The following is a 22262-nucleotide window of genomic DNA, read 5'->3' on the forward strand; positions in this document are numbered from 1 at the left end:
GCCAGTAGCGCCAGTAATGCCAGTAGCGCCGGTAATGCCAGTAGCGCCGGTAATGCCAGTAGCGCCAGTAATGCCAGTAGCGCCAGTAATGCCAGTAGCCCCAGTAGCCCCAGTAGAACCTGTAGCGCCAGTCGCACCAGCAGAACCCGTAGCGCCAGTAGAGCCAGTCACGCCGGTAGCCCCAGTAGAACCCGTAGCCCCAGTAGAACCCGTAGCGCCAGTAGAGCCAGTAACGCCAGCAGCCCCAGTAGAACCCGTAGCTCCAGTAGCCCCAGTAACGCCAGCAGAACCCGTAGCGCCAGTAGAGCCAGTCACACCCGTAGCCCCAGTGGAGCCAGTAACGCCGGTAGCCCCAGTAGAACCCGTAGCCCCAGTGGAGCCAGTAACGCCGGTAGCCCCAGTAGAACCCGTGGCCCCAGTGGAGCCAGTAACGCCGGTAGCCCCCGTAGAGCCAGTAACGCCAGCAGAACCTGTAGCGCCAGTAGAGCCAGTCACACCCGTAGCCCCAGTAGAACCAGTAAAGCCAGTAACGCCAGCAGAACCCGTAGCCCCAGTAGCCCCAGTAGAGCCAGTAACGCCAGCAGAACCCGTAGCCCCAGTGGAGCCAGTAACGCCGGTAGCCCCAGTAGAACCCGTAGCCCCAGTGGAGCCAGTAACGCCGGTAGCCCCAGTAGAACGTAGCCCCAGTAACGCCAGCAGCCCCAGTAGAACCCGTAGCTCCAGTAGAACCAGTGGAGCCGGTAGCCCCAGTAGAACCGGTAGCCCCAGTAGAACCGGTAGCCCCAGTAACGCCAGCAGAGCCAGTAGAGCCAGTAACGCCGGTAGCCCCAGTAGAGCCAGTAGAGCCAGTAGAGCCAGTAGCACCGGTAGCCCCAGTAGCCCCAGTAGCCCCAGTTCTTCCAGGTTTAATAGGCCAAACAGGACAGCTTGGAGCACAAGGATTACAACAACATGGGAATGTATTACATTGACTGCAAACTCTCTCTTTAAATTTTCCAAATTGCATTGTTTCACCTCCTCTCTCAAATAGCGTATTCATAGAGGGCGGAGGTGAAATAGACAGTTAACTCATTGGTTATTCTAAAAATATCAATAGCGACGAAAGTATTTTTTAATCACGGTTTACTAACAACCCATTAATATAGAAGATATTTATGATGTTTCATTTTCTTTATTTAAAATACGCTCAAAATATTTTTTATTGTGTAGTATTTTTTCGTCATTTGGTAAAAAGGATCTGGCTAATTCATTATGTGCGTTGGCAAGTTCATATTGTTGTAACCGATCAAAGAGGACACATAGTTGTAAGTGGGGTAACCATGTTGTAAAGGTTTTATTTTGAAAAGGGGCGTTAGGATTTTGTTTGATGTTAAGTGCTTGTTCATACCAAAAGATTGCTTCATAGGTTTTGGCCTGTTCCATAAAAAGAAAACCAAGTCTACAACACGCTTCAGGACGTGGAATATCGTATTCAAAGCTTCTTAGAATGGAACTCAAATTATTTTCGGGATCATTTAAATGAGAATAACAGTCTGCTAATTTGAAACAGGCTGTAATATTGTCTTCTACCCAGCCTAATTTTGAAGTTAAAAACGTTTCATAGTAAAATATTGCGTCCTCAAATTGTCCGTGATCTAGTAATTCATTTGCGTAATAAAAAGTATCTCGTGGAGAGAGCGGTTCGCCTGAGTCAACTAATTGCTTATAGATATTAATATTTCGGGAATGATCGTGACTAAGTGGTAAATGACTGACAGCGACATTACTATCCAATAGTTTTCCACCTACTTCTAAATATTCGTGTACGGCGCCTATCCATTGGAATTGTTTATCTCTTCTTACTAAGCGATATCTTCTTAATAGAGAACTTACATTTCCTTCATTATCAAAGCTTAAATTATAATTCATTGAAACGGCGTCTATATCAAGAGTCAGGGATTCTTTTAGTGCTTTAAATTTTTCCTGATCCTCCTCTAATAATACGTCATCTGCATCTAGCCATAAAATGTACTCCTTTGTTGCTTGTTGGAATGAAAAATTTCTTGCAGCTGCAAAATGATGAATCCACTCAAAATCAAAAATACGATCTGTAAACTCTTTAACAATTTGCTTTGTATTGTCGGTAGAGCCGGTATCGATGATATTAATCTCATCGACTAAGTCTTTTACAGATGTTAGACATCTACCGATGACAGCTTCTTCATTTTTCACAATCATACATAAGCTAATGGATACCATAAAGTTGATTCCTCCTTACCATAATCTATGTAGTATATGTGCTACTATAATTTTTGGATTGGATAAATGCTCGTATATGTAGCATTACATAATAATAATTGTGTAATTTGCTTGTTTTCTTTGTCATAAATTTATCTCTCAAGTTTCACGTGAATTTCACAATTGTGAAGTATAGTTAAGAAACAGAGGTGATGATGTTGAAAAAATGGGCAATTTTCATTTTTTCTTTAGTACAGCTAGTATTGCTAGTAGGGTGTACGGAGAAATCGTTTGAGCCTATTGAACGCGATCAGAATTTTATTGCATCCTTAAATATACAAGAGCCTTCTCTAGATTTTATCGATGAACAAGGTAATGTGAAAGCAACATGGTTATTAGATAAAGCTTACTCGGGGGCAATTCTCCTCGGAAATGATCGTCTGTTATTGTATGGTCATCAATTAAATGAAATTGACATCTATACATTATCAACTGGAAAGAAGCTCTATTCCAAAAAAGTACAGCTTGGCTCAACGAATGCGTATTATGCTGAAAATAGAAAACAGTTTTTTATGACGAATAGCAAAACGAATACAGTGACAAGCTTTGATGAAGAGGGCAATGAACTGGCAACACAGAAGCTTGGTAATTATCCTATGTCAATGGCCGCCTATAAAGATAAGCTATATGTGATTAATTATAAAGATACGAAATTATCGGTGTTAAATATTGAGAATCTAGAAATTGAACAAGAGTGGCCGATTCAAAAATCATCACATGGAATAGCAATTCTTGAAGAGAAAAATGAACTATGGATTGGTGGCCATGGAGAAGGAAGTAAACCGAATAGCTCTGTTAAAAAATATGATCTTATAACAGGCGTCAAACAAGGGGAGATAGCAATGCCTTTAATGCCTGTTGGATTAACCAAAACAAAGGATGCTGTTCTCGTTGTTAGTCATGGTCGTAATGCATTATATGTTGCTGACTTTGATGGAAATGTGAAATGGCAGCAAGAGGTAGGAGCTAATCCGTTTGTCGTAAATCAGTTTAAAGATTATATTGTTGTCGCTGGTTATGATGACCATACTTTGTATTTTATAAAAGAAGGTCAGGTGAAAAAAACAGTTGATGTGGGGAAAGGTGCTTTTCAATTGTTAGTGAGGGAGGAAAAAATGTGACAACTGTATTAATTGTTGATGATGAGCAAGATATGCGTAATTTAATAGAAATGATGCTCCATAATGCAAAAATTGAGACCGTAACTGCAGCAAGTGGTACAGAAGCCTACGATATGATTGTACGCGAAAATATTGATTTAGTTCTACTTGATGTGATGATGCCGCACGAAGATGGCTTTGCGGTTTGTCAAAGTATACGTGCGATGTCGAATATACCAATTATTTTCCTGACAGCACGTGATGCAAATGAGGATAAGGTAAAAGGCTTAACAATTGGCGGAGATGATTATATTGTAAAACCCTTTACAAATGACGAACTAGTTGCGCGGATTCATGCAGTGCTAAGAAGAAGTGGTACTAATATTGAAGACTTGCAGCAAAAATATGTGATATTAGGACCTATTAAAATAGATGAGATAGCACGCAAGGTATCTGTAGATGGAAAGAGTGTTCCACTTACGTTGAAGGAATTTGAACTATTACATTTATTTATGAATAATCCTGGAAATGCTTATACGAGGGAGCAATTACTAGAACGCATTTGGGATATCGATTATGTAGGGGGAACAAGAACGGTTGACACTCATATAAAAACCTTACGTCTAAAGCTTGGAAAGGAAGCGGCGGGGCATATTCAAACCGTCTGGGGAGTGGGCTATCGCTTTGATCCTGGCGAATGAAAAAAATTTCAACACGCATTTGGCTATTAATCTTTGCATTTTTGATCATTACCGTTGTCTTTATGTATGTCCTGACAGATTATTTATATGAAAGACTTTATGTAGAAGACACAGAAGAGATGATGGTAGAAGTAGGGACAAAGCTACAAACGATGTATACCGGTAGTAAGGTAACAGATGAATTTATTGCAGAAATTGAACATTATGCTAATTATTCGAATTTGAATATTTTTGCAGTAAGAAATCCGCGAGAACTAAGTGCCTGTGTGCCGTTTGATATAGATTTCGAAACATTAATTGGTCCAGAAGAGCGACAGCAATTACTTGCGGGTGAATATGTACAAAAAATTGGATATGAACCCCGATTTGATAGACAGCTAATTTCTGTAGTACTTCCGCTAGTGGATCAAAATAGGCTCGAAGGAATTATTTATATATACTTCCCTCTAGCAAAAATTAGTGAGTTAGCGAATAATGAAGTCATTTTCTTATTTGTCAGCGCCTTTATATTTTTACTTGTCATCAGCTATTTAATTTATAAAGGAATTCGACATATTATGCGACCGTTAAGTAATTTACAAAGAGCTGTTGAGCAAATGTCATACGGAAACTATGGAACGCGTGTGCCAGTTCATTCGAAAGATGAAATCGGAAGGCTATCGAGCACCTTTAATCAAATGGCAGAGGCGATCCAACAAGAGGATGAGGCTCAAAAGACGTTTTTGGCGACTGTTTCACATGAATTACGGACACCTATTAGCTATGTAAAAGGCTATAGCGAAGCGATGCAAAAAGGTATTATCCCAGAACATCAAAAAGAGGAAACGATCCAGCTCATTGTACGTGAGGCAAATCGTATGGAACGTTTAACGAATGAATTACTTCAACTTGCTCGTATGGAAAATGAACAAGCAGAAATTACTTTATATCCAATTCCTCTTGCCGAAACATTACGTGAGGTTCAAAAAATATTAACTCATCAGGCAGAGAAGAAGAACATTGTACTCCATTTAGATGCTGATGATGCCTTAATCATCAAAGCGGATGAAGTAAAGCTGAAACAAATTTTTATTAATATTATTGAAAATGCCATTAACTACTCGTATGAACAGTCAAAGGTTGAAATTACTGCCTTAGAGAAAGATGCTCGAGCACAAATTATCATTAAGGATTATGGAATGGGTATTCCTCAAGAGGATTTATCGCATGTAACCGAGCGTTTTTATCGTGTGAACAAAGCGCGGAGCCGAGCAGATGGTGGTAGTGGACTAGGTTTGTCAATTGTTGAACAATTGTTGAAGCAGTTACATGGCAAGATTGAGATTGAAAGTGAAGTTGAAAAAGGCACAGTTGTAAAAATCACATTGCCGTTAATGGAGGAATAAAACATGAAAAAATGGTTATTGGCATTAGTAGCAGTACCTGCATTATTAGTAGGTTGCGGAGAAAAGAAAGAGTCAGCAGCTCTACCAGAGCCTGAAGTAGCTCCAATACCAGAAGTTGAAATTTTAACACCGAAAGAAGTAGCGATCAATGAAACAATTGATCTTGCGGCGCAAGTTGTACAAGGTGGCCAAAAAGTAGATAATGCAGTTTTACAATTTGAGGTTTGGGAATCTGGTAAACGTGATCAATCGCAAATGATTGACGGTGAATTAGAGAAAGATGGCGTTTATAAAGCGACGACTACATTTGACCACGATGGGGTATATTATATGTATGCTCATACAACTGCTAATGGCGTCCATACTATGCCGAAGCAACAAATTACTGCTGGCAGCCCTGATATGACAAAAGTTTTACCAGAGGATGAAAAAGCAAATAACAATAGTATGGATCATAACATGATGAATCACGGTAATGATACTTCTGAGCATAGTGATCATGAAAAAAAGTGAAAAAAATCACAATTAATGCTTGCATTATTTTTAAAATAGGAATATGATAATGACCAGATGACCGGAATGGTTTTCTGGTCATTATCATTTTCGTGTACAAAGGCATGTACATAACATAACAAGAAAGGATGTTATTAATGGATCGTAGGCAGGAAATTCTTGAAGCAGCTGCAAAATCCTTTACATTGTTTGGTTACAAGGCAACAACAATGGAGCAAGTGGCTAAAATCGCTAACGTCGGTAAAGGGACGATTTACACATTCTTTGCAAATAAAGAAATTTTATTTCAAGAGATAGCTATGTCACTTGTACGAGAGATGCAAGCAGAAGCAGATGTAGTGTTGGATGCATCCGCTAGCTTTATGGACAATGCGCATAATGCTTTAATGAAAATGCTACAGTTCCGTGAAAAACATCTTTTATTTGCGAAGTTATTAGAGGAAGAAAAAGAGCTACGAACGCCAGTAGTTAAACAAGCTTTAGTTCGCATTGAGACTGAAATTTTATCCTACGTTACAGAATTAATTCAAAGACGTATCGATAAAGGCGAAATTAGAGATTGTGATGCAGAATTAGTCAGCTTTCTGTTGTTAAAGGCGTATCTAGCATTTGTCGTTGATTGGCATGAGCTACATGGCGACATTATTCCTGAAGAAAAGATATTAAATCTTTTCAAGGAAACAATCTTCCGTGGGCTAATTCTAACTTGATTCAGCTGAGCTAAAGGTGAATCAATGACAGTCTATTGAGGATTTAGGTTTTTTTTTGAATAAAAATGACCGACTGACGTTTTCGGTCAAATATTATAGGAGTGAAGAAAACTTATGATTAAAGCTGAGTGGCTTAAAATCTTAAAAACAAGAAAAATGCTTGTTTCAATAATCGCTGTATTATTTATCCCGGTGATGTACGCAGGCATGTTCTTATGGGCGTTCTGGGATCCGTATGAAGGCCTGCCTAATTTACCAGTAGCTGTTGTCAATGAAGATAAGGGCGCAGAAATGGAAGGGGTTAAATTAGATCTAGGGAAAGAATTAGTCGATAAGCTTGTCGATAGTAACGAGTTTAAGTTTATTGACGTTTCCAAAGAAGAAGCTGAAAAAGGCTTACATGGTCGAGACTATTATATGATTCTAGAAATTCCAACAAATTTCTCAGAGCATGCAACTACGTTATTAGATGACAAACCATCTAAACTAGTTATGAATTATATTCCGAATGAAGGATTAAACTTCCTTGGTGCACAAATTGGTGAAACAGCAATGGACCGTGTACGTGCTGAAGTGAATTCAAAAGTTTCTGCTACTTATGCAGAAAAATTATTTGATTCAATTACAACACTTGGAGATGGCTTTACAGAGGCTGCAGATGGCTCAAGTAAGCTAGATGAAGGTGCTAAAACTTTAGCCAATGGTGCAAAAGATTTAAAAGGTTATCTTGAGAAATTAGCATCTAGTACAGTTGAATTGTCAAATGGTGCAGATAAAATTACTAAAGGTGCTGGAGATGCTGCAAAAGGTGCAAATGACTTATCTACTGGTCTAGTAAAATTACAAGACGGTACAGTACAGTTACAAAAGGGTGCACAGCAAGCAGCAACAGGAGCATCAAGTCTTTCGCAAGGTGTATCACAATATACACAAGGTGTAGCGCAAGTTCAAGCAGGTTTAGCTACACTTAGCGATAAACAAAAACAAATTAGTGCAGGCGCAGCTTCAATCGCTGATAATGCCGGTAAATTAAATGGTGCAGCAGGCCAATTAACAGCGGGTTCTGCAAAAGTAGCAGAAGGCATCACAGCTTTATCTAATCAATTACAAGGCATGATGGCTTCATTGCCTGAAGAGCAAGCGGCAGTATTAAAACAAACATTAGCAGAGCTACAAGCAGGAAGTGCAAGCGTGCATAATGGTTTAGGTTCTTTAACTGCTGGTACAGGTCAATTACAAGCGGGTGCTAATCAATTAAGTTCTGGTGCATCGCAAATTGCAGCAGGTCAATCACAAGTGTTAGCAGGCGCTAATGCATTAACATCAAAAAGTGGTGCATTAATCGAAGGAGCAAAAGGTCTTCAAGCTGGTAATGCAACACTTGCTCAAAAATTAGGTGAATTAAATGCTGGTGTTAAGACAGCCGTAACAGGTTCTAAAACATTGGCTTCAGGTTTAAATGAGCTAGCAAGTGGTTCAACAACATTGAATCAAGGTACATCAACACTTGCCTCTAAATCTGGTGAATTAGCAGAAGGTTCTAAAACGCTTGCTGATGGTACTACTGAACTTGTAGATGGTACATCAACTTTATCTAGCAAACTAGGTGAAGCAAGTGAAAAAGCAAAAGAAGTTCATGCAAGTAAAGACACATATGATATGGTAGGTAGCCCAGTAGAGGTTGATAAAGAATCTGTTAACCATGTACCTAACTATGGAACAGGTTTCTCACCATACTTTATTTCTCTTGGTTTATTCGTTGGTGCGTTATTAATCTCGATCGTATTCCCACTTGTGGAACCAGCAATTCGTCCAAAAAATGGAGCAGCTTGGTTTGCAAGTAAAGCTTCAGTTTTAGCAATAGTCGGCTTAATTCAAACTATATTAACAGTGGTTATTGTAAAATGGGGCTTAGGCCTTGAAGTAAACAATTTTGGTTACTTCTTCCTAACAGCATTATTAACAAGTTATGTTTTCTTAGCTTTAATTCAAATGTTAGTATCTATTTTCGGTGATCCAGGACGCTTCATGGCGATTGTTGTATTAATTTTACAACTTACAACAAGCGCGGGTACATTCCCACTTGAGTTAATCCCATCACCATTACAAGTATTTAATAAACTATTACCAATGACATATACTGTTTCAGCATTTAAAGCAAGTATCTCAACTGGTGATACATCATTCTTAATGCAAAACTACGGAGTTCTAGCAGGTTTCCTAGTAGTATTATTAGCTATTACTTTCGGTTATTTCATGTTACTACACACAAAACGTTACTCAAAAGTAGCTGAAGAAAACTAAAAATAGGAATTTTTTGCACCCACCAATATTGGTGGGTGTTTTTTTGTTGAATGATTGCTTTAAATAGGGAGAGGAAGGTTGGAGAGAAGAACTTTACACAAAAAACAGCAGCTGATATGAGCGTATCAGCTGCTGTTTTGTAAGTGTAAGAGATTTAATTAAGGGTTCATCAAAATATGATGAGGGTTGTCATTATTAGTACGTGTGGGGCACGTATATCACGACTTTACAGAATAGGCAAATGCTTATAGGTGGTTACAGTTTTCACAAGTGTTGCTGTAGCATTCACTTTGTTCTTCAATTTTTTCACCGCATTCTGTGCATTGCTTTGCAGGTAGGTTCTTGAAAAATTCAACTACATTTTCTAACATTGTGGACTCCTCCTTTAAATTCATCTGTACTATTACTGTTTTGATATTTTATAGTGTATTATAACAGATGCTTTTCGTCAACACAAAATGCCTAATTTACGATAAAATAAATATGGATATTTTGTGAAGGAGGAAACGAAATTTATGATATTCGTTGATAATAAAGGGATTCATGACCCACGCATTAACCTTGCCATTGAGGAGTATTTATTAAAAACAATGGATGTTGAGAAGGAGCCAGTGCTACTTTTTTACATTAATCAGCCTTCAATCATCATTGGTAAAAACCAAAATACTATAGAAGAGATTAATACTGATTATGTAGAGGATAATGGCATTATCGTTGTGCGACGTCTTTCTGGTGGGGGCGCGGTGTATCATGATTTAGGGAATCTTAACTTCAGCTTTATCACGAAAGACGACGGCGATAGCTTTATGAATTACAAAAAGTTTACGCAGCCTGTTGTAGAAGCACTTGCAAAAATGGGCGTTCAAGCTGAGCTTTCTGGCCGTAACGACATTTTAGCAGAAGGGCGTAAAGTTTCTGGTAACGCACAGTTTTCTACAAAGGGTCGTATGTTTAGCCATGGTACTTTAATGTTTGATACAGAAATTGATGCTGTTGTATCCGCATTAAAGGTGAAAAAAGACAAAATTGAATCAAAGGGCATTAAATCGATCCGTTCACGAGTAGCTAATATTTCGGAGTTCTTAAAGGACAAGATGACAGTCGAAGAATTCCGCCTAGAAATATTAAAATCCATTTTCGGTGGTGAAGAAAAGATTCGCTATTATGAGTTAACGGAGGAAGATTGGGCAAATATCCATAAGCTATCCGCTGAGCGTTATCAAACGTGGGAATGGAACTATGGAAAATCACCACGCTTTAACATTCAAAAAACACATCGTTTCCCAACAGGAGGCATTGATATTCGCTTAGAGGTGAAACACGGAATTATTGAAGAAGCGCATATTTTTGGTGATTTCTTCGGCGTTGGCGACATGGCAGATGTTGAACAACGATTAGTTGGGACAAACTATGATCGAACTGCAATTGCTGAGGCGTTAACAAATATTGATATACCAACATACTTTGGTGGAATTACGACAGAAGAGTTTTTACAATTAATTTATTAAGAAAAGCTTGCGTAGAAAATTGAGGATTCGAGTTTGACATAAAAAAGTAAAAGGATTCACACACAATTTTGTGTATGAATCCTTTTTGGATATCGATAAAAATTAAAATTTGGGCGATAAAACGTAAAAATTAGTCGATAAAATTCAAAAGTTGGGCGATAAAACGTAAAAGTGTTTCGATAAACAAAGGTAGATGACACGTATCATGCGGCTTGGTGACTCATTGGAAATTAGCGATAGAGAAACGAAGGCTAAAGGCATTACATCCTGTGATGGACGGATGTGTGTTTTAGCGGCGATCCTTGCCTGGTTAGCGGCGGAATTTCGTGTTTTAGCGGCGATCCTTGCTTAGTTAGCGGCGGAATTTCGTGTTTTAGCAGCGTTCTTCCTTTGTTTAGCGGCGCAACTCACACTTTTAGCGGCGAATTCCAACATAAGCTGGACAATTTGACAAAACTAAAGTCAAAGTTGAAGAACATTGTATAGAATTTTACGCAATATTAAGGACTTAACTGGAAAGCGACGGATGAAAGAGCTGAAGCGACGGATAGAAGTGACAGAGCGACGGATAGAAGTGACAGAGCGACGGATAGAAGTGCGAGAACGACGGAAGGAAAACGAATCGACGGATAGAAAAGCCAAAGAACGCGGCACACGAACGCACTCAGAAAGCGCCGAGTCGGAACGGAGATTAACACCCACGTTAAGGGGATGCCCCTAATTGAGGCAAAGGCATTTTGAGACAAATATCTCTAGCTAATAATTCGGGTTAACTTTTGCTACAAAAGGTTCGCTGACAGTTATGTCATCGAACCTTTTTTTGATACAATATAAGATAGAAAGGAGTGTTGGTATGGAGAAGCATCGAATATTTATTGTCGAAGATGATGTAAAGATTGCGTCATTGCTTGCAGAAACGCTTAGAAAATATCAATACGAAGTTGAAACGATCAAAGAATTTGATCATCTCGTTGAAGAATTTACAGCATTTAATCCACATATGGTGTTGCTTGATATAAATTTACCTTCGTACGATGGCTACTATTGGTGTCGCCAGCTACGTCAACATACAACTTGTCCAATTATTTTCATTTCCGCTCGTTCTGGCGAAATGGATCAAATTTTTGCGCTTGAAAATGGGGGCGACGATTTCATTACGAAGCCATTTAATTATGAAATTGTACTGGCTAAAATCCGCAGTCACTTGCGTCGTACATATGGTGAATACGCAGCAAGACAAGAGGAGCGGACAATTAAACAAGGACAGCTTATTCTTCATTTAGAAAGAATGGAGCTTCATAAAAATAATTTAGAAATTCCACTGCAGAAAAAAGAATGTATCATTTTAGAACTGTTAATGGGAAATGCCCCAAAAGTAGTAACACGTGAGCAACTGTTAGAAGAGCTTTGGGACGATCAGGCATTTGTCGATGAGAATACGTTGAACGTCAATATGACACGAGTACGGAAAAAGTTAGCTGATTATCATATTGCGTCTACTATAGAAACTGTACGTGGAGCAGGCTATCGCTTTATTTTAAGTGCAGGTGAGTTGTAGTGGGCTGGAAATTATTTTTGCGTGATTACGCATCGTTCATTGTATTCCAGATCATATTAGTCGGCTTCATCATGGTTTTATATTGGTTGGACGGCTTTCGCAATGTTGATACTGCTATTTATTCCTTCTGTATTAGTTTAGTGTTATTAGCCTCGTTTTTACTGATCCGTTATTTAATGCGACAACGTTATTTATTAAAAATATCACTGCTGCCTCAAACAATGGAGGATGTGTTGCAAAAAAATGCTAAAACACCTGAGGCTATACAGGTTGAGAAATATATGCATGAACTATATCGACTATATAAGCATGAGCTTCAAACATTATATGCAGGCCAAAAACGGCATGATCAGTTTATTAATCAATGGGTGCATCAGATGAAAACGCCCATTTCTGTTATTGAGCTTTTATTGCAGGATGAACGTCCTCTCGATAAAAAGAATGTGCAGGAGGAAATTGACCGTTTGCGAAGAGGCCTAGATATGGTGTTAGTGAATGCACGATTAGAAAATTTTGAAGAGGATATGCAAGTAGAACAGGTTGCTTTAAAAACGATTGTGACTGCAACTGTAAATGAAAATAAACGTTTATTTATTACAAAGCGTGTTTTCCCAGAAATTCATATTGAGGATGATATTATCGTAGCAAGTGATTCAAAATGGCTGCGCTTTATTCTCGGACAATTTGTAACGAATGCGGTTAAATATACGTTTGAATCAAATAAAAAAATAGTTATTTCCGCCATTAAAAAGAATGACTACGTACAATTAGCCATTCGTGATGAAGGTATCGGTATTCCAACTTCCGATCTTTCTCGCGTCACTAAAGCCTTTTTTACTGGTGAGAATGGGCGTAAAACTGGGGAATCCACAGGGATGGGCTTATATTTAGCAAAAGAAATCTGTGAAAAACTCGGTCACGAATTACACATTACATCAGAGGTAGGAAAAGGAACAATTGTCACAGTGACATTTACGAATTAGGGGGATCGGAAATGATAGAAGTACGTTTGGATGAATGGGTTTTACATGTAGAGACAGAAAAAACAGAGACATTATACGAATCGCAAAACGATGTTTGTGATTGTTTATCCTGTAAAAATTTCCGTAAAGCTAGTCTTTTGTTTAATGAAGAAGTAATGCATTTTTCGAATAAGCTTGGGCTAGACTTACATAAACCAACTTTACTTAACGCTTTTCCAGTAGAAGGTGAACAAGTGATGTACAGTGGGCATTATACGGTTTGTGGAGAAATCATGGAAGGTGAAATGGATGCCTGGGATGTAATTGTTGGGTCGCATTGCTTTAGTCTAGTGGAGGAGGATGGTAATCAGTTAGCTGAATCATTAACAGAGCCGCATTTTCAAATTGGCTTTGAGGTAGTATTGCAATGGCTGTTACCACAATCTATGGAATTAAACAAGAAATAAGGTGAACAAGATATGCCTATTTTACAAATAAAAGACGTGACAAAAGTGTATGAAGGCAAAGTAACTCATCGTGCCTTAAATCAACTAAGCTTTGATGTTGAGGAAGGTGAGTTTTTAGCAGTCATGGGTCCATCAGGAAGTGGAAAAACAACATTATTGAATATCATTTCTACGATTGATGAACCAACGAGTGGAGAAATCATTTTAGATGGCATGAATCCTCATACGCTAAAAGCAACTGAGCTAGCTTACTTTAGAAGAAGACAGCTTGGTTTTGTTTTTCAAGATTTTAATCTTTTGCATATGCTGACAGTGGAAGAGAATATTGTGCTGCCACTTACATTAGATCAACAACCATTAGAAGTAATGGAGGAGCGTCTTGCAAGCATTGTGGAAAAGCTCGATTTAACTTTGTTCTTGCATAAACGCCCAAATGAAATATCAGGTGGACAAGCACAAAGAACTGCCATTGGGCGGGCACTTATTCATAATCCAAGTCTCATTTTAGCAGATGAGCCAACAGGAAATTTGGATTCGAATTCTTCGCGTGATGTACTTGAACTTTTAACAAAAATTAATCAGGACAAACGAACAACGATTGTAATGGTAACACATGATCCAATTGCAGCTAGTTACTGCGATCGCGTGTTATTTATTAAAGATGGTGAATTTTTCAATGAAATTTACAAAGATGATCGTCGTCAAATGTTTTTCCAACGAATATTAAATGTTTTGAGCTTACTAGGAGGAGGACAAGTAGGTGACCTTTCGACAATTCGCTTACCGTAATGTCGTACGGAACAGCCGTATATACGGTGCCTTTTTCATGGCAAGCTTTTTTTCTGTGGCTGTGTTTTTCATCTATTCAATGCTCATGTTTCATCCGGATATTGAACAAGGGATTTTAGGAGAAGCATCGTTAATTGGAATGGTAGGTGCGGAAACCGTACTCGTTCTTTTTACCTTATTCTTTTTATATTATTCGATGAGTGCTTTTTTAGAGGCTAGATCACATGAGTTTGCAATTTTATTACATTTAGGAATGGAAAAACGCCAGATGAATAGGCTTGTCTTTTTGGAGACAATGATTATTGGATCGGGCTCTATTTTTGTTGGGATTATATTTGGTTTCTCATTTTCAAAATTCTTTTTCATGATTGTACGAGAAATTTTACATTTAGATAGTTTACCCTTATATGTTTCATGGCAGCCATTTTTACTAACGATTGGTGTCTTCACAAGTGCTTTTGTAGTGATTTCCTTTATTAGTGTGTATTTTACACGTGAAAGAAAATTACGCGATCTTCTTAAGGGGAATGACTATTTAAATAGTGTTTCAACCTATTCTAAAATTCGTGCAGTATTTGGTATTACCCTTATTTTATCAGCATATGTACTAACGTTTATCGTATCGAATACATCTTGGATTGGTTTAACATTATTAATCCCGTTTTTAGCGACCTTTGGAACATATTATTTTTTCAGTGATTCTTTACCTTGCTTTTTAGATAAAGCACGAGGCAAACGTAAATTTCATTGGCAACGCTATCGACTTCTTTCGTTAGCTGAGCAAACGCATATTATGATGGACAATGTGAAAATGTTTTTTGTAGTAACGATGGTGTCAACAATGGCCTTTTTATCGGTCGGTGTATTAGCGACGATGTCATCCTACACAATACAATATGATCGTTTAAATCCATTAGGACTTGTCTATAAGGGAGATGTCGACAATCCCTTTGAGCGAAATCATATCGCCTCTTTACGACTTCAATTAGAGGAGAAGGGGTTGTCCTATCATTTATCGCGCTTTGTTGTCATTAAGCAAACATCTTCATTTACTCACAATGAGGTTGAAGTTTTTAGGGAATCGGATATGAATGTATTGCTTTCTTCCTATAGTTACCCTTTACTTGATTTGGCTTCAGGGGAGGCAGTGTTTATACCTTACTCGGAGGATTCTCTAAAAAGACTAAAAAATAAAGTTGTGCATACTGTATTAGAGGAAAATTCTATCCCGATAACAATTGATAGCGTATATCCTAAAATAGTATTCCCAGGGTCTATTGTTAGTGTGAATTCTATAGTGATAAGTGATGAGGATTTTAGAAAGCTTAGAAAGCCGATTGCTGATAAAAACGTAGTGCAGCCAATCTATCATTTATTTACCTTCTATATCCCTCAGTGGATAGAAACAAAAGAGATCGGCCAGGACATAGAGGAGTTAAAAGCCTCTCAATATTTTTATAAGAAGGATAGATTCAGCCCATTTTACTTTGAAAACGCAGGATTAAATTATTCTTATATATTAGCTACTTACTCATTATTCACTTTAGTAGGGGTTTTAGTAGCAACGGTATTTTTATTAGCAGCAGGTAGCTTCGTTTACTTTAAACTGCATACTTCTCTTGAAAGAGAAAAGCGTAAATTCGATGTCTTAAAGCGAATGGGCTTAACAGATACAGAGCTCAAAAAGCTTGTGAATCGTCATTTGTTCCCACAATTTTTCTTGCCATGGGGTGTTGCAATGATGCATAGTGCCTTTGCTTTTCTTATGGTTCAAGGTATTTTGAAGGATATTGCTAATATTTCCATTGTCAAAGAAGTTGTCTTTGCTTTTGGATTTTTTGTTTTAATACAAGTAGTCTATTTTTATTTGATTCGTTGGCGATACATCTCGCACATTCGTTCGTAATCAAAATATGAAATGGAGAAAAAAATGAATTATTTGACGTAATTTATGACATGAAATAAAAAGTTTCGTTGTCTTTTAGATGTGTTTCTTATATAATATTACTGAATAATGATTCATTTTATCTTCATTCAGTAGCAGACTCCTACCTCTGCGGTAGTGAGATGGATTCGGCTGTGATTCCATTTTAAGGGATTTCTATGCATCTACTGAATAATGGTAAAGCCTCTGGCGGATGTCACGGATTTTCAAAGGAATGCTTAAACGATGTTAGCCTAAAACCTTCGCATCCTGCGAAAACAGCTAACTGACCTGCATCGGTAATAACGCCACGTCCTTGTGGCATTACCGAAATGACCGACATCGTGTCGGCACTCGTGCAGGCCTAGGCGCAATTTAAAATCCTGACCTCAATTACGCCAAGGTGAAATTGATACGATAAGGGGATGGGGTAATTGAATTTAGTTTCAAGTGTTCGTCAGCAAGCATTAGAGCAACCGGATAAAATTGCGTATCATTTTATGGGGAAAGATACGACGTACGGTGAGTTTGAATACACGGTAGGTCGCTTTGCAAAGGGGTTACAAGATTTAGGGGTAGAAAAAGGGGACCATGTGGCGTGTTTACTCGGCAATACACCACATTATTTAATTGCGTTATATGCAACAATGCGTTTAGGAGCAACGGCAATTCCGATTAATCCAATTTATACACCGGATGAAATTTCGTATATTTTGCATAATGGTGATGTAAAAGCTGTTATTGCACTAGATGCACTTCTTCCATTAGTCGAAATGGGTGTACATGCTTTTCCACAAGTAAAAACATTTGTTGTTTGTGAAACAACAGAGGATGTTGCTAAAAAAGTAATGACTTTATCCGAAGAAGCAAGGGCAAAAATTCATTTATTTTCACAAGTGATTGCTAGTGCATCGGATTCTCTCCAACCAGTAGAAGTAGCTGACGATGATAATGCTATTATTTTATATACTTCAGGAACGACAGGTACTCCGAAGGGGGCAATGCTGACTCATAGAAATATCTATTCAAATGCACGAGATGTTGCGCATTATTTAGGCTATAAAGCAGATGATCGTGTTATTGCTACGTTACCAGTTTTCCATGTATTTGCATTAACTGTCGTCGCCAATGCACCTTTATTGAGTGGAGCAACGATTTTACTTGTACCACGTTTTAGTCCAACTGAAATCTTTAAATTAACGAAGGAACAAAAGGCAACCGTCTTCGCTGGTGTGCCAACTATGTATAACTTCTTGTATCAATTACCTGATAGCAACCCTGAAGATTTCTCTACAATACGTTTAGCGATTTCAGGTGGCGCGTCTTTACCGGTAGCACTATTACATAATTTCGAGAAGAAATTTAATGTGCGTGTATCAGAGGGCTTTGGCTTATCAGAAGCTTCACCAGTGACGTGCTTTAACCCATTGGACCGTGAGCGTAAGGCGGGTTCTATTGGGACATCCATTTCCAATGTTGAAAATAAGGTGGTGGATGTTAACGGTCAGGAAGTGCCCGTTGGAGAAGTAGGGGAGCTCATCGTACGAGGGCCAAACGTTATGAAGGGCTATTATAAATTACCCGAAGAAACAGCGATGGCTATACGTGATGGCTGGTTATATACAGGGGACTTAGCTAGAGTTGACGAAGAAGGGTATTTCTACATCGTTGACCGTAAAAAAGATATGATTATTGTAGGTGGATTTAATGTCTATCCAAGAGAGGTTGAAGAAGTACTCTTTGCTCATAATAATATTGTTGAAGCGGCAGTTGTAGGTTACCCAGACCCTAACTTAGGTGAAGCAGTACATGCATATGTTGTCTTAAAAGATACAGAAGCAACTTCAACAGAAGACCTTCTAGCATACTGTGCAAAGCATATGGTGAAATACAAGGTTCCTAAAGTAATTGAGATTATGGATGAATTACCGAAAAATACGACAGGAAAAATTTTGCGTCGTACATTAAAAGAAAAAGTATAAGAAACAGTAGCTGCTATTGAAAAAAATAGTAGCTTTTTTGTATTCTTTGAAAACCCCTTGCTATGGGGAGGGGTTCCGGAAAGCCTTTAGCTATGGACAAGAAAAAAACCCCAATCATACAATGAAGGTGGTCTGGTCAACCGACTCCATGCGAAAGGGGTACCCAAATGGATAATAAAAGTTTAGCACATACGAAATGAAATTGTAAGTATCAGTTGAAGATCAATTGCCCCTAAAGTTCAATTGATTAGGGGCCACAATTGTATTCTGTGAGAAAGCTCGTTAGCACATAAATGTTTGCATAGAATGTGAGATTTTAGCTAGTGTGCCTCTAGTGGGGGACGAGGAACACCCACTGCTTCACCTTAGGCCAATATTACAGCAATGTAAAAAAGCATGGCCACTTCTTTAAATAAGTTGAGTGTATATGTCTGTAAGTGATAAAATCAAACTTGTGAAATCTACATACTTTTTAAAGGCTTGTCATATAGTGAGGGAGAAGTAACAGCAATAACTGTAAAGAAAATGGAACCTTCGGTGTCTAGCTACGTCAAAACCTTTAGAAAATTTAATTGAAAGAGAGCATACGGAAAAATGATAGAACTCATCAAGGAGTTAATTAGTTTTATTATGCATATTGATGTGCATTTAGAGGAGATCATTCATAAGTTTGGTAATTTGAGTTATTTCGTTCTATTTGCAATCGTTTTTGTTGAAACAGGTGTCGTAATTTTCCCATTCTTGCCAGGTGATTCGTTGCTTTTTGCAAGTGGTACATTAGCAGCAGCAATGGGCGCATTTAATATGTGGATATTAATTCCTGTGTTTTTAGCGGCTGCCATTTTAGGGGATACGATGAACTATCATATTGGTCATAAAGTAGGGACATCCATTCCACCGAAGAGCTTCCTTGGTAGGGTCGTAAAAAAAGAACGTATGGAAGCAGCAGAAAAGTTTTTTAATAAACACGGTGGAAAAACGATTGTCATCGCGCGTTTTATGCCTTTCATCCGTACATTCATACCATTTGTTGCAGGGGCTAGTAAAATGAAGTATGGCTACTTCATTATGTATAATATTTTAGGTGCAGTGTTATGGGTCTTCAGCTGTACATTACTAGGTTATTTCTTTGGTAATATTCCAATTATTAAAGATAACTTCTCAACGGTACTTATATTAATTATTTTAATTTCCGTTGTACCAGCTGTTATTGGTGCTATTAAATCAAAAACAAGTGGAAAATAAAAAAAGGACAGTCTAAATGTGATAAAAAATCACTGCGGACTGTCCTTGTTTTTTACTATCTAAAAAAGACCTTGGGAGTCTTCCAGAACTGTACTTCGTGGAATGTCGATAACAATGACATTTGGATTGGAATAGCTCATTACATATGATTCACGTTCTAGCTCACGATTCATATCTAAAATACCTAATGTTGCTTTTATACGAAAATAATTTACTTGTTGTCTAGCAAGAGATTCAATAAATAGCTGGTTTTGTGCCACGTATATGTTAGGTAACGGTACTTCGTTTGAAAGATCAATACCTTCTATAATGACAGGAAGTTGGTAATAGGTAACAAGAGCATTTCCAGATTCCATATTGTCATTATAGCGCACTCGAATATTAACTCTTGAACCACTGTCACCTTCATTTATAACAACAGGTAATGTATCTCCTTCATATCTTAGCTCCCACGTTTCCCTTTTGTATTCCTCTGTTAAATAAGAAGAATCGTTTTCTTGATCGTACTTTTGTATTTGATCTGATTTTTTCTCAACTTGTTTAATTTCAGAAGGAGAAAGTATTGGTATTTTTGATTCTGAAAAAAAACTAATATAAATGAAGGCGATAAGTCCAAGTACGATATAGCTAGTAATGCCAATTATAATACGCTTAGGGGTCCAAATATTTTTAGCTTTTTTCCCTAATTTACTTACTAGTATATAAATAGCAATTACCAGTAGTATTGTAGTAAAAAAGAATAGTGTAGTCGCCGTCATTTGCGCGTCACCTCCGCTTTATCAGCAATCCAAATAGTGAGGCTAAAGCATAGTAGAGCCATAAGCAAATAAAGAACACTAATCATAAGATTGGATAACATTATTAATGACCTAACATTTATCGACTCTGGTGACATAAAAAATAATATAAGGCCAAGCAGCAGCAAAGTAGATACAAGTATTTTTATCACTACTGGCCCCTTGAAGCTGGTGCCTAATAGTAAGCCAATTGCGCCAAATAAACAGACGCTACTAAAACATAATAGTAATATTGATGGTGAAATAAATAGATCTTCTATTATAAAGGATTTTTTCTCCACTAATAAAATTCCGAATACTTGTAAATAGTAAGTAGAAATCATAATGATGACCGCGATAAAACTATAAATAATCATGACAAATATATTGGCAATGGCGCTAGATGTTCGACTAGAAATAACGGATAAGTCATCAATACGATACGCTTTTGTCGTAAAGAGAAGTGCTACAATAAATGCCCAAATTGCTGTAACAATTAGAAATGTATCGAGTGAGTAATTAGAGAAATGAACAGTTAAATTCTCTCCTCCATAACCAGAAGACCCACTTCCTGCGCTAGATGTTAAAAGCCCAAAAATGATTTGTACAATAACTAAGGAACTAAGGGCAGAAATATATAATTTTGCTTTCCATTTCACTTGTTTTTTAACAATGGTTTTCAATGAAATATTAGTCAAAGATTGCATCAATATCACTTCCTTTTTTACTTGTTAGATACTTGCACACTTCACTTGCTGTAAGGGATGATATCGTGATGCCTTTTGCTCGAAGTATTTCTTCTGAGACGAATAAATTACTAGCATCTATTATTGCTGAGGTCATCCCTGCCATAATCTTTTGAGCGTATACTTCCGTCTCAGAGAGCAGTTCTGCAAGTGCATCGCTTGGTCCACTAAGTGATATAAGCTGTTCCTTAAATTCATCTAACGGTGCGTGGGCAATGATAGAGCCTTCATCTATTAATATAATTTCTTCTAAAATAGATTCCATCTCTTGCAGATGGTGACTAGTAATTAAAAATGTTCGTGGAAAGGCTAGGTATTCCTTTAAAATCGCCCTGTAAAAATCTGTACGAATCACTTCGTCCATACCATTCATCGGTTCGTCTAAAATTGTCAGTGCACAGCGGCTTACTAATCCGTAAACAAGGTTAAAGGTTGCTAATTGACCTTTAGATAATTGCTGATGCTTTGCTGTGAGATCTATACCTGCATATTCGAGCATGCGATAGGCTAACTCATTTTGCCAATTAGGATAAAAATCAGCGCCCATCTTTAGAATATCTTCGAGTGACAAATAATCAGAAAAGCTTAATTGATCATCGATATAAATCATATTGGCAGCAGTATGAATATTATTAAAGGGATTTTCATTAAACACTTTGCATGATCCAGTTGTAGGTTTTAGATAGCCAGCAAAAATATTAAGTAGTGTCGACTTACCGGCACCGTTGCGACCAATAATGCCGATAATTTTCTCTGCATCAATAGCGCAGGTTACGCGCTGTAGTGCATTACGTCCAAAGCTTTTAGATAGCTCCTCACATTGAATAATATTCATTCCAATCCCTCCTGTGTTTTTCGAATAAGCACTAGCAATTCTTCATCAGATACAAGTAAACGTTTTGCCTCTAATACGATCTCTTGTGCCATTTTCGTCAATATTTCGTTTCGACGTTTCAATAAAATTCGTTCCTTTGCATCCGTAGCGACAAACATACCTAACCCCCGTTTTTTATATAAAAGTTGCTCTTCAAGTAAAATTGTCAGCCCTTTACCAGCTGTAGCAGGATTTATATTGAATAATTCAGCTAGCTGGTATTGTGAATAGACCTTCGCGTCTGTCTGTAATCGATCTGCGATGATTTCGTGCTGTAGCCATTCAGCAATTTGAATATAAATTGGTGTTGTACCATCTAGATGAACGTGCATCGAAAAACCCCCTTTCATTCCTATGTGACACAGTGCATTAGTGTTGTAATGTACTGTATATTGAAAACTGGAAAATGTCAATATGAAATGAAATTTTTGACAAAAATTA

Annotated in this window: 22 protein-coding genes; 15 read left to right on the top strand and 7 right to left on the bottom strand. The window is 37.8% G+C overall.

The features are described 5' to 3' along the window. Together PVA17_RS14780 and PVA17_RS14785 are read right to left on the bottom strand one after the other, a co-directional pair. Window positions 1-999: beta strand repeat-containing protein (locus tag PVA17_RS14780; protein ID WP_274068107.1), on the bottom strand; the 999-nt coding region annotated here is incomplete at its 3' end. A gap of 153 nt (window positions 1000-1152) precedes the next feature. Continuing rightward, window positions 1153-2238, bottom strand: coding sequence for a glycosyltransferase family 2 protein (locus PVA17_RS14785; protein ID WP_142509253.1), 1086 nt, complete (start codon window positions 2236-2238; stop codon window positions 1153-1155). 191 nt (window positions 2239-2429) lie between these two features. Here PVA17_RS14785 and PVA17_RS14790 point away from each other — a divergent pair, with 191 nt between their 5' ends. The 6 genes from PVA17_RS14790 to PVA17_RS14815 all read left to right on the top strand — a co-directional run bounded on the left by PVA17_RS14790 (window position 2430) and on the right by PVA17_RS14815 (window position 8990). Further along, on the top strand, window positions 2430-3398 hold the full coding sequence (locus PVA17_RS14790; RefSeq protein WP_274068108.1) for a YncE family protein: 969 nt from the start codon (window positions 2430-2432) through the stop codon (window positions 3396-3398). Next, window positions 3395-4078, top strand: coding sequence for a response regulator transcription factor (locus PVA17_RS14795; RefSeq protein WP_132362078.1), 684 nt, complete (start codon window positions 3395-3397; stop codon window positions 4076-4078). The genes PVA17_RS14790 and PVA17_RS14795 overlap by 4 nt, the downstream gene beginning before the upstream one ends. After that, the gene (locus tag PVA17_RS14800; protein WP_274068109.1) at window positions 4075-5463 is read left to right on the top strand and encodes a sensor histidine kinase; all 1389 of its coding nucleotides are present in this window, start codon (window positions 4075-4077) and stop codon (window positions 5461-5463) included. The genes PVA17_RS14795 and PVA17_RS14800 overlap by 4 nt, the downstream gene beginning before the upstream one ends. Window positions 5464-5466: 3 nt before the next feature. Next, window positions 5467-5976 carry a FixH family protein gene (locus PVA17_RS14805; RefSeq protein WP_132362074.1) on the top strand — a complete coding sequence of 170 codons (510 nt, stop codon included), beginning with the start codon at window positions 5467-5469 and terminating at the stop codon, window positions 5974-5976. 137 nt (window positions 5977-6113) lie between these two features. Beyond that, on the top strand, window positions 6114-6686 hold the full coding sequence (locus PVA17_RS14810) for a TetR/AcrR family transcriptional regulator (RefSeq protein ID WP_132362072.1): 573 nt from the start codon (window positions 6114-6116) through the stop codon (window positions 6684-6686). Window positions 6687-6800: 114 nt separating this feature from the next. Then, complete coding sequence (locus PVA17_RS14815; protein ID WP_132362070.1) at window positions 6801-8990, top strand: YhgE/Pip domain-containing protein; 2190 nt, start codon at window positions 6801-6803, stop codon at window positions 8988-8990. 245 nt (window positions 8991-9235) lie between these two features. On the opposite strand, the gene yhfH is transcribed toward PVA17_RS14815, so the two are convergent. Continuing rightward, complete coding sequence (yhfH, locus tag PVA17_RS14820) at window positions 9236-9361, bottom strand: protein YhfH (protein WP_132362068.1); 126 nt, start codon at window positions 9359-9361, stop codon at window positions 9236-9238. 144 nt (window positions 9362-9505) lie between these two features. Between yhfH and lplA the strand changes: the two genes are divergently transcribed. The 9 genes from lplA (at window position 9506) to PVA17_RS14865 (ending at window position 19425) form a co-directional block, all read left to right on the top strand. After that, window positions 9506-10498 (top strand): lipoate--protein ligase, encoded by a 993-nt coding sequence (gene lplA, locus PVA17_RS14825; RefSeq protein WP_274068110.1) that lies wholly within the window; start codon window positions 9506-9508, stop codon window positions 10496-10498. Window positions 10499-10976: 478 nt separating this feature from the next. Beyond that, window positions 10977-11219, top strand: a complete 243-nt coding sequence (locus tag PVA17_RS14830) for a hypothetical protein (protein ID WP_274068111.1) — start codon at window positions 10977-10979, stop codon at window positions 11217-11219. A gap of 132 nt (window positions 11220-11351) precedes the next feature. Continuing rightward, entirely contained in the window at window positions 11352-12056 is a 705-nt protein-coding gene (locus tag PVA17_RS14835) for a response regulator transcription factor (protein WP_132362062.1), read from the top strand. Continuing rightward, window positions 12056-13039: a sensor histidine kinase gene (locus tag PVA17_RS14840; RefSeq protein ID WP_132362060.1), complete on the top strand. Its 984-nt coding sequence runs from the start codon at window positions 12056-12058 to the stop codon at window positions 13037-13039. The genes PVA17_RS14835 and PVA17_RS14840 overlap by 1 nt, the downstream gene beginning before the upstream one ends. Window positions 13040-13050: 11 nt before the next feature. Next, a complete protein-coding gene (locus tag PVA17_RS14845; protein WP_132362058.1) occupies window positions 13051-13485 on the top strand; it encodes a hypothetical protein in 435 nt (144 codons plus the stop codon). A gap of 12 nt (window positions 13486-13497) precedes the next feature. Further along, window positions 13498-14274 (top strand): ABC transporter ATP-binding protein, encoded by a 777-nt coding sequence (locus PVA17_RS14850; RefSeq protein WP_274068112.1) that lies wholly within the window; start codon window positions 13498-13500, stop codon window positions 14272-14274. After that, complete coding sequence (locus PVA17_RS14855) at window positions 14246-16180, top strand: FtsX-like permease family protein (protein WP_274068113.1); 1935 nt, start codon at window positions 14246-14248, stop codon at window positions 16178-16180. Before PVA17_RS14850 ends, PVA17_RS14855 begins: the two co-directional genes overlap by 29 nt. Window positions 16181-16632: 452 nt before the next feature. Further along, entirely contained in the window at window positions 16633-18180 is a 1548-nt protein-coding gene (locus PVA17_RS14860; protein ID WP_274068114.1) for a fatty acid--CoA ligase family protein, read from the top strand. Window positions 18181-18777: 597 nt separating this feature from the next. Then, window positions 18778-19425 carry a VTT domain-containing protein gene (locus PVA17_RS14865; RefSeq protein WP_274068127.1) on the top strand — a complete coding sequence of 216 codons (648 nt, stop codon included), beginning with the start codon at window positions 18778-18780 and terminating at the stop codon, window positions 19423-19425. Between the two features lie 59 nt (window positions 19426-19484). Here PVA17_RS14865 and PVA17_RS14870 read toward each other — a convergent pair whose 3' ends face one another. From PVA17_RS14870 to PVA17_RS14885, 4 genes are read right to left on the bottom strand one after another with little or no spacing between them, the layout of a single operon-like run. Further along, entirely contained in the window at window positions 19485-20183 is a 699-nt protein-coding gene (locus PVA17_RS14870; protein WP_274068115.1) for a hypothetical protein, read from the bottom strand. Then, complete coding sequence (locus tag PVA17_RS14875; RefSeq protein ID WP_274068116.1) at window positions 20180-20908, bottom strand: hypothetical protein; 729 nt, start codon at window positions 20906-20908, stop codon at window positions 20180-20182. The genes PVA17_RS14870 and PVA17_RS14875 overlap by 4 nt, the downstream gene beginning before the upstream one ends. Then, window positions 20892-21782 carry an ATP-binding cassette domain-containing protein gene (locus PVA17_RS14880; protein ID WP_274068117.1) on the bottom strand — a complete coding sequence of 297 codons (891 nt, stop codon included), beginning with the start codon at window positions 21780-21782 and terminating at the stop codon, window positions 20892-20894. The genes PVA17_RS14875 and PVA17_RS14880 overlap by 17 nt, the downstream gene beginning before the upstream one ends. Next, complete coding sequence (locus PVA17_RS14885; protein WP_132362042.1) at window positions 21779-22153, bottom strand: GntR family transcriptional regulator; 375 nt, start codon at window positions 22151-22153, stop codon at window positions 21779-21781. Before PVA17_RS14885 ends, PVA17_RS14880 begins: the two co-directional genes overlap by 4 nt. Window positions 22154-22262: the final 109 nt, after the last annotated feature.

Source organism: Lysinibacillus sp. CNPSo 3705 (assembly GCF_028674935.1).
Lineage (GTDB): Bacteria > Bacillota > Bacilli > Bacillales_A > Planococcaceae > Lysinibacillus.